The sequence below is a fragment of the Jiangella ureilytica genome (genome assembly GCF_004348545.1).
GTDB lineage: Bacteria > Actinomycetota > Actinomycetes > Jiangellales > Jiangellaceae > Jiangella > Jiangella ureilytica.
This window is the reverse complement of the sequence record NZ_SMKL01000062.1, coordinates 1-12023: the sequence shown is the minus strand read 5'-3', so window position 1 is coordinate 12023 and position 12023 is coordinate 1. Positions and strand designations below refer to the sequence as shown.

General features: G+C 73.5%; 11 protein-coding genes, 2 tRNA genes, 1 other RNA gene and 1 pseudogene. 9 read left to right on the top strand and 6 right to left on the bottom strand.

Going from position 1 to position 12023, the window contains the following annotated elements:
* The first annotated feature begins 5 nt into the window (after nt 1–5).
* Nucleotides 6–479: a tRNA adenosine deaminase-associated protein gene (locus tag E1212_RS22275; protein WP_131986530.1), complete on the top strand. Its 474-nt coding sequence runs from the start codon at nt 6–8 to the stop codon at nt 477–479.
* A gap of 7 nt (nt 480–486) precedes the next feature.
* Here E1212_RS22275 and E1212_RS22270 read toward each other — a convergent pair whose 3' ends face one another.
* The gene (locus E1212_RS22270) at nt 487–1146 is read right to left on the bottom strand and encodes a VOC family protein (RefSeq protein WP_131986528.1); all 660 of its coding nucleotides are present in this window, start codon (nt 1144–1146) and stop codon (nt 487–489) included.
* A 56-nt stretch (nt 1147–1202) separates the two neighbouring features.
* Here E1212_RS22270 and tadA point away from each other — a divergent pair, with 56 nt between their 5' ends.
* From tadA to E1212_RS22255, 3 genes are all read left to right on the top strand, one after another.
* Nucleotides 1203–1673, top strand: coding sequence for a tRNA adenosine(34) deaminase TadA (gene tadA / locus E1212_RS22265; RefSeq protein ID WP_238992445.1), 471 nt, complete (start codon nt 1203–1205; stop codon nt 1671–1673).
* 111 nt (nt 1674–1784) lie between these two features.
* A tRNA-Ser gene (locus E1212_RS22260) sits at nt 1785–1874 on the top strand.
* A gap of 141 nt (nt 1875–2015) precedes the next feature.
* The gene (locus tag E1212_RS22255) at nt 2016–3533 is read left to right on the top strand and encodes a potassium/proton antiporter (RefSeq protein ID WP_131986526.1); all 1518 of its coding nucleotides are present in this window, start codon (nt 2016–2018) and stop codon (nt 3531–3533) included.
* Between the two features lie 58 nt (nt 3534–3591).
* On the opposite strand, the gene E1212_RS22250 is transcribed toward E1212_RS22255, so the two are convergent.
* Together E1212_RS22250 and E1212_RS22245 are read right to left on the bottom strand one after the other, a co-directional pair.
* Nucleotides 3592–4152 carry a LytR C-terminal domain-containing protein gene (locus E1212_RS22250; protein ID WP_131986524.1) on the bottom strand — a complete coding sequence of 187 codons (561 nt, stop codon included), beginning with the start codon at nt 4150–4152 and terminating at the stop codon, nt 3592–3594.
* Nucleotides 4153–4330: 178 nt separating this feature from the next.
* Nucleotides 4331–4618, bottom strand: a pseudogene (locus E1212_RS22245) (type II toxin-antitoxin system VapB family antitoxin); the annotation flags it as partial.
* A 61-nt stretch (nt 4619–4679) separates the two neighbouring features.
* Here E1212_RS22245 and E1212_RS22240 point away from each other — a divergent pair.
* Nucleotides 4680–6305, top strand: coding sequence for a helicase HerA-like domain-containing protein (locus E1212_RS22240; protein WP_131986520.1), 1626 nt, complete (start codon nt 4680–4682; stop codon nt 6303–6305).
* A 74-nt stretch (nt 6306–6379) separates the two neighbouring features.
* On the opposite strand, the gene E1212_RS22235 is transcribed toward E1212_RS22240, so the two are convergent.
* Complete coding sequence (locus E1212_RS22235; RefSeq protein WP_131986518.1) at nt 6380–7645, bottom strand: RNA polymerase sigma factor; 1266 nt, start codon at nt 7643–7645, stop codon at nt 6380–6382.
* Nucleotides 7642–7974 carry a YciI family protein gene (locus tag E1212_RS22230; protein ID WP_131986574.1) on the bottom strand — a complete coding sequence of 111 codons (333 nt, stop codon included), beginning with the start codon at nt 7972–7974 and terminating at the stop codon, nt 7642–7644. Before E1212_RS22230 ends, E1212_RS22235 begins: the two co-directional genes overlap by 4 nt.
* A 102-nt stretch (nt 7975–8076) precedes the next feature.
* Between E1212_RS22230 and E1212_RS22225 the strand changes: the two genes are divergently transcribed.
* Nucleotides 8077–8895: an alpha/beta fold hydrolase gene (locus E1212_RS22225; protein WP_131986516.1), complete on the top strand. Its 819-nt coding sequence runs from the start codon at nt 8077–8079 to the stop codon at nt 8893–8895.
* A gap of 15 nt (nt 8896–8910) precedes the next feature.
* Here the strand turns inward: E1212_RS22225 and E1212_RS22220 are convergent.
* Nucleotides 8911–8998, bottom strand: a tRNA-Ser gene (locus E1212_RS22220).
* Between the two features lie 84 nt (nt 8999–9082).
* Between E1212_RS22220 and ffs the strand changes: the two genes are divergently transcribed.
* From ffs to E1212_RS22205, 3 genes are all read left to right on the top strand, one after another.
* An RNA gene (gene ffs / locus E1212_RS22215) (signal recognition particle sRNA small type) lies at nt 9083–9179 on the top strand.
* Nucleotides 9180–9246: 67 nt separating this feature from the next.
* On the top strand, nt 9247–11547 hold the full coding sequence (locus tag E1212_RS22210; protein ID WP_131986514.1) for a DNA polymerase III subunit gamma and tau: 2301 nt from the start codon (nt 9247–9249) through the stop codon (nt 11545–11547).
* A gap of 102 nt (nt 11548–11649) precedes the next feature.
* A partial coding sequence (locus tag E1212_RS22205) for a YbaB/EbfC family nucleoid-associated protein (RefSeq protein ID WP_420814411.1) occupies nt 11650–12023 on the top strand: 374 nt, incomplete at its 3' end.

Here is a 12023-nt window from a genome sequence, read left to right as displayed (position 1 = left end):
CGGTCGTGTCCGACGGTGAGGGCGTCGTCGACTTCGTGGTCGTGGTCTACCGCGAAGAAGGGCAGTGGCAGGTCGAGACGGCGCCACGCCGGCTCGGGCACGACCTGGGCCAGGTGGTCGAGCTGCTGCGGCAGCGGCCGGGCGAGAACGGGTCGCTGGCGTTCGTCTCCGTCGACGAGGACTTCTTCTACGCCGTCCGGCTGGTCGGCGGTCAGGTGCGGCTGCTGCTGTCAGACGTTACCGCCGCCACCGACTGGCCCATGGCCCGCGACGTGGTCGAGCGACTGGGCCTGCCGCTGCCGGACGACGAGGACCCGGTGCAGCCGGCCGGCGACCTCACGATCTTCGCCGACCTCGGCGTCGACCCCATGGCGCTGGCCGCGATCTGCGACGACCTCGACGACTACCCCGACGAGATGATCATGCAGGTCGCCGCGCGGGCCGGCTTCGGCCAGCAGCTGGACGACGTCCTGCCCTGAGACCTGATCAGTCGCGGCCCTGCCAGGTCGCCAGGCAGGAGCGGTTGCCCTCGGCGTCGGCCAGCACCCAGAACGCGGGCGCGCCGCTGTCGTCGTCGACCCGGCCGCCGGCGGCGAGGCAGGCATCGATGCGCCCCTGGACCTGCGCCGGGTCGAGCCACACGTCGAGGTGCCAGCGCTGCCGCGGCTCCTCGCCGCCCGAGGGCTGGAACCACACCGACGGCAGCCTGCCGGCAGGATCGCGCACCATGGGCGGGCCGGGCCGCCGGTTCTCGTAACCGAGGAACGCCCGCCAGAACGGCAGCACGCCGTCCGTGCCGGGCGTGTCGAGGGCGAGGTTGATCCGCGTGACGGAGGCCTCGGGACGGCACCCGGCGGCGGTCACCAGGCCAGTGATGGCGCGGGCGAGCGCGACGTCCTCGTCGGTGACGCCGGGGAGGCCGCGGCCGGCGAGGGCGATGTCGACGTGCGTGGCGTGCAGGCTGAGGTCGGGCTGGAGTCCGGTGCGCTCCGGCTCCGACGCGATCACAGCCGCGCCGACGGCGTCGACCAGCTCCAGTCCCGTGGCGAAGTCGGGCGTGGTGACCCGGGTGTAGAGCCCGTTGCCCAGGTGCGCCCAGCCCTCGAGTCCCTCGGCCGCGACCTGCTGTCCGGTCAGAATCCGCATGCCCGATCGTCGCACGCCCGCGTGGCGCCCGGCTTCGGGGCCGTAGGGTCGGGGGCATGCCCGCGGGACCGGCCGGCCGGCCTTACGAGCCGCTCATGCGCGCGGCGCTGTCCGAGGCGGTCCTGGCGCCCGCGACCCGCGACGTGCCCATCGGCGCGGTGGTCGTCGGGGCCGGCGGGACGGTGCTCGGCCGCGGCCACAACCGGCGCGAGGCCGACGCCGACCCGACGGCGCATGCCGAGGTACTGGCGCTGCGGGCGGCCGCGTCGGTCGTGGGCTCCTGGCGGCTCGAGGGCTGCACGCTCGTCGTCACCATGGAGCCGTGCTCGATGTGCGCCGGCGCGCTGGTGCTGGCCCGCGTGGAACGGCTGGTCTACGGCGCCCCCGACCCCAAGGCCGGCGCCGTCGGCTCGCTGTGGGACCTGGTCCGCGACCGGCGGCTCAACCATCGTCCCGAGGTGATCTCCGGTGTACTGGCCGACGAGTGCGGCGCGCTGGTGAGCGACTTCTTCGCCGCCCAGCGCTGAGGCGGTTCCGGGCGCGGTCGCATGCCGGCCGCGTGGGGCGGTGCCGGAGGCTGACGCCGTCGGGCCGTGCCGATTTCCTACGGCGCCCGGCGCTCCGGTACCCTCGACGGCGGTAGCGTGTCCGAGCGGCCTAAGGAGCACGCCTCGAAAGCGTGTGTGGGGGCAACTCCACCGTGGGTTCAAATCCCACCGCTACCGCCAGCTGGTCAGAGCCCGCCCCGGTGAACGCCCGGGGCGGGCTCTGTCGCTCCGACCGTACGTCGCGCGACCACGGCCGACCGCGCTCTACGCTCTAGACCTGCCGCGATGCGGCTCGCCGAGACTGGGGACGGGGGTGCGGCGATGACCGTCGACTCGCTCAACGTCTTCCTGCTCGCGGGCGCCCTCGTGCTCATCGCCGCCGTCGTCGCGGTGCGGGTGAGCGTGCGGCTCGGGCTGCCCAGCCTCGTGCTGTACCTGCTGATCGGGGTCGCGATCGGCGAGTCGGGACTGGGCATCCAGTTCTCCGACCCCGACGTCGCACGGTCGTTCGCCTACGCCGCGCTCATCGTCATCCTGGCCGAGGGCGGCCTGACGACGCGGTGGGACCAGGTGCGGCCGGTCTTCGGCATCGGCTTGGCGCTGGCGACCGTCGGCGTCGCGGTGAGCACGGCGGTCGTGGCGGTCATCTGCCACTACCTGCTCGGCCTGGACTGGCTGCCGGCGATCCTGCTGGGCGCGATCTTCGCGCCCACCGACGCCGCCGCGGTGTTCTCGACGCTGCGCCGGCTGCCCCTGAAACGGCGGCTGTCCGGTGCGCTGGAGTCGGAGTCCGGGCTCAACGACGCCCCGGCGATCGTGCTGGTGACGATCCTGGCGGCCCACAGCGGTCCGGGCGACAACTTCCTGGTCATCGGCGTGACGGTGGTGTACGAGCTGATCGGCGGGGCCGCGCTGGGCTACGTCGTCGGGCGGCTCGGGGCCGAGATCCTGCGGCGGACGGCGCTGCCGGCGTCCGGCCTCTACCCGCTGGTCGTGCTCACGCTGACGGTGCTGGCCTACGGTCTCGGTGCGTTCGCGCACATGAGCGGGTTCGCGGCCGTGTACATCGCGGCGCTGGTGCTGGGGAACTCGCACCTGCCGCACCGCGGTGCCACCCGCTCGTTCGTCGAGGGCCTGGCCTGGCTGGCCCAGATCGCGCTGTTCGTCATGCTCGGCCTGCTGGCGTCGCCGTCGGACATGCCCGAGGCGTTCCTCGCCGCCGTCGTCGCGGGGGCGGCCCTGACGTTCGTCGCCCGGCCGATCTCGGTGTGGGCGTCGACGGCGCCGTTCATGATGACCGTGCGCGAGAAGATCTTCTTGTCCTGGGCCGGACTGCGCGGCGCCGTGCCGGTCGTCTTCGCGACGATCCCGCTCGCCGAGGGCGTCGAGGACGCCGACTGGCTGTTCGCCGTCGTCTTCATCGTCAGCGTCCTCTACACGCTGATCCAGGCCCCGACGCTGCCGTGGCTGGCCGCCCGCCTGGGCATGGTGCCGGCGTTCGCCACCCGCGACGCCGACGTCGAGTCCGCGCCGCTCGAGCGCCTCGACGCCGACCTCATCCACGTCCGCGTGCCGCCCGGCTCGAGGCTGCACGGCGTCGAGATCGGCGAGCTGCGCGTGCCGCAGGGCGTGAACATCGCGCTGATCGTCCGCGGCGACACCACCACTGTCCCCGGCCCGCGCACGAAGCTGCAGCACGGCGACGAGATCCTCATCGTGGCCCCGCGGGCGCTGCGTCGCGCGACGGAGTCACGCCTGCGCGCCGTCGGCCGGCGCGGCCGCCTGGCCGGCTGGTTCGGTGAGCACGGCCGCGAGGAACCCGAGGACGACGAGGACTGAAGGCTGCGGGCCGACGACCACGGTGCCGACGGCTACCGGGCCGACTGCTGCGCGACGGTTACGGTGCGGCGCCGCAGGGCGGCAGGTCGGCCGCCGGAGTGGGGGGCGGCGCGGCGGGGTCGGCCAGCGCCTCGAACGCGTCGCCGAGCACGAGGTCGATGGTGGCCTCGGTGCGCTCGTCCGGCACGTACACCGCGCCCGCGACCAGGGTGGCGACGAGCTCGGCCGCGGCCTGGGCGGCAGGCCCGGACCGGACCTCCGCCGTCCCGGTGATGTCGCGGCCCAGCGGGTCGTTGTCGACGTCGACGACGACGAAGCCGCGGTCGCGGACCTGACCGGCGACGGCGGACGCCAGGCCGTTGCGGTCGGTGGCGTTGTAGACGTTGATCTGGACCTCCGCCGGCGCGGGCGCGGCCGTCGGCACGCCGGGGGCGCACGGCTGGTTGCCGGTGTCGGAGGTGGCGGAGTCGTCCTCGCCCACGACGTTGTCCCAGCTGTACCACGCGGCACCGATGACGACGCCGATGAGGACCAGCAGCGTGACCGAGGTGCGGATGCGCCGCCAGCGGCGCCGCCGGGCAGACTGCTCCTCGGTCAGCTGCTCCTCGTCGAAGGCCATGCCAGCTCCGGGGTCGGCGGCGGTGCCGCTGGGGCGGGGGGTCGTGGTGATGTGATCAGCCTAGTCGCGATGTAACCGTTTCCGCAGGTCATGCCTCGGTGTCGGGCTCGGCGCCGGGGACTGGATGCTCCTTGGTGTCCGCGGGGGGACCGGGCGGCGGGCCGGGCGGGGTGTCGCGGATCAGGAGCACACGAGCGTGGATCACCGGGCGCTGCTGCAGGGCCGCGCGGAGGGCACGGTGCAGGCCGTCCTCGAGGTAGAGCTCGCCGCGCCATTCGACCACGTGGGCGAAGAGGTCGCCGTAGAACGTGGAGTCTTCGGAGAGCAGCGTTTCGAGGTTCAGCGTGCGCTTCGTGGTGACCAGCTCGGTCAGGCGGATCTGGCGCGGAGGGAGCTCGGACCACGCCCGCAGCCCGGTGTTGTGCTCCGGGTAGGGCCTGCCGTCTCCGACGCGCTTGAAAATCACCTAGCGCAGTCTAAACTGCGGGCGACGTTTCGCCAGGCATATGCCGCTACGGGGGTGGGTCATGGCCGACGATGTCGTGTCGACGATCCAGCAGGGGTACGCGTTCGACGGCGCGTGTCTCGAGCTGGGCGCTCTGGTCGTCGACGGCGCGCCGCGGGCCGACGCGCCGGTGCGGGTGCCGCTGGCGATGCTCAACCGGCACGGACTGGTCGCCGGCGCCACGGGCACCGGCAAGACCAAGACCCTGCAGGTCATGGCCGAGCAGCTCGCCGCGGCCGGGGTGCCGGTGTTCGCGGCGGACGTCAAGGGCGACCTGTCCGGCCTGGCCTCGCCGGGCGTCCGGGACGAGCGCGTCGGCGTCCGCGCGGACGCCGTCGGGCAGGAGTGGTCGCCTACGGCGTTCCCCGTCGAGCTGCTGCGCCTGGGCGACGACGGTGTCGGCGTGCCGGTCCGCGCGTCGGTGACGTCGTTCGGGCCGACGCTGCTGGCGAAGGTCCTGGAGCTGAACGCGACCCAGGAGAGCTCGCTGGGCCTGGTGTTCCATTACGCCGACACCGCTGGGCTGCCGCTGGTGGAGCTGTCGGACCTGCGTGCGGTGATCCAGTATCTCACGTCGGCCGAGGGGAAGCCGGACCTCGAGGGGCTCGGCGGCCTGTCGAAGCAGACGGCCGGCGTCATCCTGCGCGAGCTGGTCAACTTCTCCGCGTCGGGCGCCGACACGTTCTTCGGCGAGCCGGAGTTCGAGGTGTCGTCGCTGCTGCGGCGGGCCGACGACGGCCGCGGCGTCATCACGCTGCTGGAGCTGCCCGGCGTGCAGGACCGGCCGGTGCTGTTCTCGACGTTCCTCATGTGGCTGCTGGCCGAGCTGTTCGAGGAGCTGCCCGAGGTCGGCGACCTCGAGCAGCCGAAGCTGGTGTTCTTCTTCGACGAGGCACACCTGCTGTTCAAGGACGCGTCGAAGGAGTTCCTGGCGGCGCTGGTCCAGACGGTCCGGCTGATCCGCTCCAAGGGCGTCGGCGTCTTCTTCGTCACGCAGTCGCCGAAAGACGTGCACGAGGACGTGCTGGCGCAGCTCGGCAGCCGCGTGCAGCACCAGCTGCGCGCGTTCACGCCGAACGACGCCGCCGCGCTGAAGGCCGCGGTCCGCACCTACCCGACGTCGTCCTACGACCTCGAGGAGCTGCTGACGACGCTCGGCATCGGCGAGGCGGTCGTCACGGTGATGTCCGAGAGAGGCGCGCCGACGCCGGTCGCACACACGATGCTGCGCGCTCCCCTGTCGCTGATGGCGCCATCGTCCGCGGAGGTCCTGGACGGGCTGGTCGCGGCGTCGCCGCTGGCCGCCACGTACGGCGAGCGGGTCGACCGCGAGTCGGCGTACGAGCTGCTCACCGGACGGATCGCCGCGGGTCCGGGCGGCCCCGTCGCGGGCGGCGAGCCGACGCCGTCGTCGCCGGAACCGTTGACGAGGGAGCAGGAGATCGAGCGGCTCGAGGCGGAGATCCGCGGCCTCCCCGTGCCCGGCACCGTGCCCGCGCCGAAACCGCAGCAGACGCCGTCGCCGACCAGGAAGCCGAGGGCTCGGGCGGCCGCCGACAGCCCGCTCGACGCCTTCCTCACGACGGCCGGGCGAGAGCTGGCGAAGGAGATCGTGCGCGGCGTCTTCGGCACCCGCCGCCGGAGGTGAGCCGCCGCCGTAGCTGGACCCCGCCCGGTGAGGGAGGGTCCCCACCCTAAGGGCGGGCACTGACACTCGGCGCTTCAGACCCGGTCGAGCTCGGCCAGGCGGCGGGCGAGGTAGCGGCGCTCGCCGTCGTTGCCGGCCACTTCGAGGGCCGTGCGGTACTGCTCCGCGGCCTCGGTGCGGCGGCCGGCCCGGCGCAGCAGGTCGGCCCGGGTCGCCGGCAGCAGCGGGTAGTCGCCGAGCTCCGGTGCGACGGCGTCGACCAGCGCGAGCCCGGCCTCCGGGCCGTCCGCCATGGCGACGGCGACCGCCCGGTTCAGCCGCACGACCGGCGACGGCACGTGCTCGAGCAGCTGGTCGTAGAGACGGACGATTCGCGGCCAGTCGGTGTCCTCGGGCCGGGCGGCGGCCGCGTGGCAGGCGGCGATCATCGCCTGGAGCTGGTACGGGCCCGGCCGCTCGCGTCGCAGCGCTCGCTGCAGGAGGCCGACGGCCTCGGCGATCGTCGCGCGGTTCCATTCGCCGCGGTCCTGCTCCTCCAGCGGGACGAGCTCGCCGCCGGCGCCGATCCGGGTCGCCGCCCGGGCGTCGTGCAGGCGGAGCAGGGCGAGCAGGCCGAGCGCCTCGGGCTGGTCGGGCATGAGCTCGGCGACCAGGCCGGCCAGGCGCAGCGCCTCGCGGGTGAGCTCCGGACGCATGGCGCCGTCGCCGCTGGTGGCGCCGTAGCCCTCGTTGAACAGCAGGTACACGACGCCGAGGACGGCGCCGGTACGCTCGGGCAGCTGGTGCGGCGGCGGCACGCGGTACGGGATGCGGGCGACGCGGATCTTCTGCTTGGCTCGGACCAGCCGCTTGGCCATGGTCGACTCGGGGACGAGGAACGCCCGCGCGATCTCCGCCGTCGTCAGGCCGGTCAGGGTGCGCAGCGCGAGCGCGACCTGTGCCTCGAAGCCCAACGCCGGGTGGCAGCAGGTGTAGAGGAGGCGGAGCCGGTCGTCTCGGGGCCCGTGTACGCCGTGGTCGCCGTGGTCGCCGTGGACGACGTGGTCGCTGGCCGGCGGCTCGTCCGCCGTCGCCGTCGCCGCCAGGAGCCGGAGCTTCGCCTCGCCCGCCTTGGCGCGCCGCAGCCGGTCGACGGCCCGGTTCCGCGCCGTCGTGGTCAGCCAGGCCCCCGGCCGGTCCGGGACGCCGTCGCGCGGCCAGGACTCCAGGGCCGCGGCGAACGCGTCGGCCGTGCACTCCTCGGCGAGGTCCCAGTTCCCGGTGCGGGCGATCAGCCCCGCGACGATCCGGCCCCACTCGGCCCGGAACGCCTCGGCGACAGCCGCCCGCGCGTCGGTCATCGCACCGGCCGGATCTCGACCTGCCCGAACCTGGCGGCCGGGTGCCCGGCGGCGATCTCGACCGCCTCGTCGAGGTCGGCGCACTCGATCAGCGCGAACCCGCCGATCTGGTCCTTCGTCTCCATGAACGGCCCGTCGGTCAGCAGCACCTCGCCGTCGCGCACCCGCACCGTCGTCGCCATGGCGCTCGGATGGAGGCCCTCGTGGGCGCGCAGCACCCCCCGTCGCTCCAGGTCGGCGAACCACTCCTGGAACCGGCGCAGGCCTTCGTCGCTGATGACCTCCGGCTCGAGCGCCTCATCGGCGCTGATGAGGAGCAGATACCGGATCGGCTGGTCGGTCGGCTGGCTCACGGTGTCCATCGTCGCCCTTTCCGTTCGTCGTGGGGACGACAGGTTCAGGATCGTCCCTCGTTCGTCCAGGAGGTACCCATGCAGACCACGACCTCGGCCGACGGCACCACCATCGCCTACGACCTGGCCGGCTCCGGCTCGCCGATCGTCTTCGTCTCCGGCGCGTTCAACGACCGGCACACGCTGGCACCCGTCGCCGGTGAGCTCGCCTCCACTCATACGGTCGTGTGCTACGACCGGCGCGGCCGCGGCGGCAGCGGCGATGTGGGGCCTTACGCGGTGGAGCGCGAGATCGAGGACCTGCACGCCGTGCTGGAGGTCGTCGGCGGGACGGCGGCGGTGTTCGGCTTCTCGTCGGGCGCGAACCTCGGGCTGCTCGCGGCCGCGCGGGGAGTGCCCGTGACATCGTTGATCATGTACGAGGTCCCCTTCGTCTTCGACGACGCCGACCGGCGCCCGGCCGATCTGCCGGCCCGGCTGTCGTCGCTGGTGGCGGCCGGGAAGCGGGCAGAGGCCGTCACGACCTTCCAGCTCGAGGGCATCGGCCTGCCGCCGGAGATGGTGGCCGGGATCCGGCAGGCGCCGTTCTTCCCGGCGCTCGAGGCGATCGCCCACACCGTCGTGTACGACGCGATGGTGACGGGGCCGCCGTACGACCGCCCCACCCCCGAGATGCGGGCGGTCGACGTGCCGATCCTGGTCCTGACCGGCACGGAGACCTGGCCGGTGCTGCGGAAGGCCGCCGAGACCCTGCCGGGCCTGCTTTCCGACGCCCGCTACGAGACCGTCCCCGGCGGCGAGAACCACACCATCTCCCCGGCCGACACGGCCGTGGCGGTGCGGGACTTCCTCGACCGTGTTCCCTCGCGATCGGCGGGACGCCGCCGGGAACCATGAGCAGCTGGAGCTGGATGGCGGAGGATAGGGGATTCGAACCCCTGAGGGATTGCTCCCAACACGCTTTCCAAGCGTGCGCCCTAGGCCACTAGGCGAATCCTCCGCCGGAGAGATTATCGGACGAGGGCCCTCCGGCTGAAATCGACAGCGCGATGTGAAGCCTCGCCGCCGACCACGTACACTGGCAGCCGACCCCTCGCGTGGCGGCACCCCGCCTAACTCCCCCAGGGCCGGAAGGCAGCAAGGGTAAGTGGGCTCTACCGGGTGCGCGAGGGGTCCCTTCGTCTCTCCGGCCAGGCGATCTGCCTCCAGGCTGGGTATCTGTCGGTAGCGGCGACTATGGTTCGCAAGGTGTCGTCGCTCGCTCTGTATCGCACCTATCGGCCCGGCAGGTTCGCTGACGTCGTGGGGCAGGAGCATGTCACCGTCCCGCTGATGCGAGCGCTGGCCAACGACCGCGTCCACCACGCCTATCTCTTCTCCGGCCCCAGAGGCTGCGGCAAGACGTCGTCGGCGCGCATCCTGGCGCGTTCTCTGAACTGCGAGAAGGGCCCGACGGACGAGCCGTGCGGGCAGTGCCAGTCCTGCCTCGACCTCGCGCCCAACGGGCCGGGCAACATCGACGTCGTCGAGCTGGACGCGGCGACGCACGGTCTGGTCGACGACGCTCGCGACCTGCGCGAGAAGGCGCACTTCTCGCCGGTGTCGTCGCGGTTCAAGATCTACATCATCGACGAGGCGCACCAGCTCGGGCCGGGCGCGGCGAACGCGCTGCTGAAGCTGATCGAAGAGCCGCCGGCGCACCTGAAGTTCATCTTCGCCACCACTGCGCCCGACAAGATCATCGGCACCATCCGGTCGCGCACGCACCACTATCCGTTCCGGCTCATCCCCACGAAGACGCTGCAGCAGAACCTCGGCTGGATCTGCGAGCAGGAGGGCGTGCCCATCGAGCCGGCCGCGCTGGCACTGGTCGCCCGGGCCGGGGCGGGGTCAGCCCGCGACGCGCAGTCGATCCTGGGCCAGCTCATCGCCGGTGCGGGCGACGACGGCGTCACCTACGACCTCGCGGTGGCCCTGCTGGGCTTCACCGACGCCGCCATGCTCGACCAGGTCGTCGAGGCCGTCTCCGCCGGCGACGGCCGGTCGGTCTACGCCGCGATCGACCAGGTCATGGACGCCGGGCACGACCCCCGCCGCTTCCTCACCGACCTGCTGGAGCGCTTCCGCGACCTCATCGTCCTGCGGGCGGCGCCCGACGCCGTCGCCGAGGGGCTGCTCGACCTCCCGCCCGAGCAGGCAGAGCGCATGGCCATCCAGGCCGCCCAGTTCGGCCCGTCCGACCTCGTCCGGCTCGCGGCCGTCGTCGACGAAGGCATCACCGCCATGAAGGGCGCCACCCCCACCCGGCTCCAGCTGGAACTGGTCTGCGCGCGGCTGCTGCTCCCCGCCGCCGACGACACCGTCGCCGGCGTCCAGGCCCGGCTCGACCGCGTCGAACGACGGCTCACCGGCGGCGAGCCGCTCGCGCCCGCAGCCGGACCAGCCGCACCAGCGGCACCGGCCGCCGAACCGGCTCCGGTCGAAGCCCACCCGCCGGGCCAGTCCCAGCGTGCGGCCGCGTTCGCCCGGGTCAGCCCCCAAGACTCCCCACCGACGACGGCGTCAGCTGCGGTCCCGCCCGCGGCGGCTCCGCCGGCGCTCGAGCCGGCTCCGATGCCCGCACCACGGCTCGAGTCTGCCGAGGCTGCACCGCCGCGGCCCGAGCTGGTCGCCGTCGCCGACGAACCGGCGCCCGAACCCGTCGCCGAGGCGCCGACCCCCGAGCCGTCGGTGCAGCGGCAACCGGCACCGCGACCCGAGCCCGCGCCGCAGCCGCCCCCGTCGGGCCCGCCGGTCCGCGCGACACCGGCGCCGGCCACCACGCAACAGCCCATCGCCGCGGCCGGTGCGTCCGGTGCGTCCGGCGGCGTCGCCGACCTGCGCCGCATGTGGCCCGAGGTGCTGGTCCGGCTCAAGGAGATCAAGCGCACCCCGTGGAGCCTGATCTCGCAGGAGTCCGTGGTCTCCGACGTCTCCGAGGGCGTGCTGACGCTGGCCTTCCGGCAGCCGACGTTGCGCGACACCTTCGCCCGGCGCGCCGACTTCCAAGAGTGCCTGCAGCAGGCCATCAAAGAGGTCCTGCTGCTCGACCTGCGCATCGAGGCCATCGTCGATCCGTCCGCCGACCCGGCGGCGCAGAACCGCGGCGGGGCCGCAGCCTCGACGCCCGCCGCGCCAGCGACGCCGTCCGCGCCCGCGGCGCCGCCGTCCACTCCGTCGGAGCCGTCGGCCCCGGCCCACCCAGCGCCGCAGGCCACCGCCCAGACCCCGCCCGCAGCGCAGCCGCAGGCGCCGTCGTCGTCGCCCGACGCTGCCGGCCGCGCGGCCGCGGCCAAGCAGGCGGCCCGCAGGGTCAAGGAGCAGGGCAGTGCCGCGGCCCCCGGGGCAGCACCGGGAGCAGCGGCGACGACGGCCGCCGAGGCGTACAAGGCCACCGACGACGACGCCGACCCCGACGACGAGGACCTGGCCGACGACGGTGTGTCCGAGCGCGAGCTGCTCGAGCGGACCCTCGGCGCCACCGTCATCGCGGAGATCGAGCACGAGTGATCCAGATCGCCAACGGGCCTGGTCAGATCGGGCCGCGTCGGTGACGTAGGCTCGCTGTGACCGTGTGCCCTGACAACACCCCTTGAGGGCGAGGAGGCAGCTGTGTTTCCGCCTGGTGGTTCCGAAGGCTTCGACATGAGCCAGCTGCTGCAGCAGGCGCAGCGCATGCAGGAGCAGCTGCTCTCGGCCCAGCAGGATCTCAGCGAGGCCGAGGCCACCGGCAGCGCCGGCGGCGGCCTGGTCCGGGCCACCGTCACCGGTGCCGGCGAGCTGACCGACCTGCAGCTCGACCCGTCCGTCGTCGACCCCGAAGACGTCGAGACGCTGGCCGATCTCGTCATCGCAGCGGTCCGCGACGCACACGCCGAGATCCAGCGGCAGGCCAACGAGCAGCTCGGCGCCATCAACGCCGACGTCGCGGGCATGCTGGGCGGGGCGGGCGGCGGCGCCAACCCGCTGGCCGGCCTCTTCGGCGG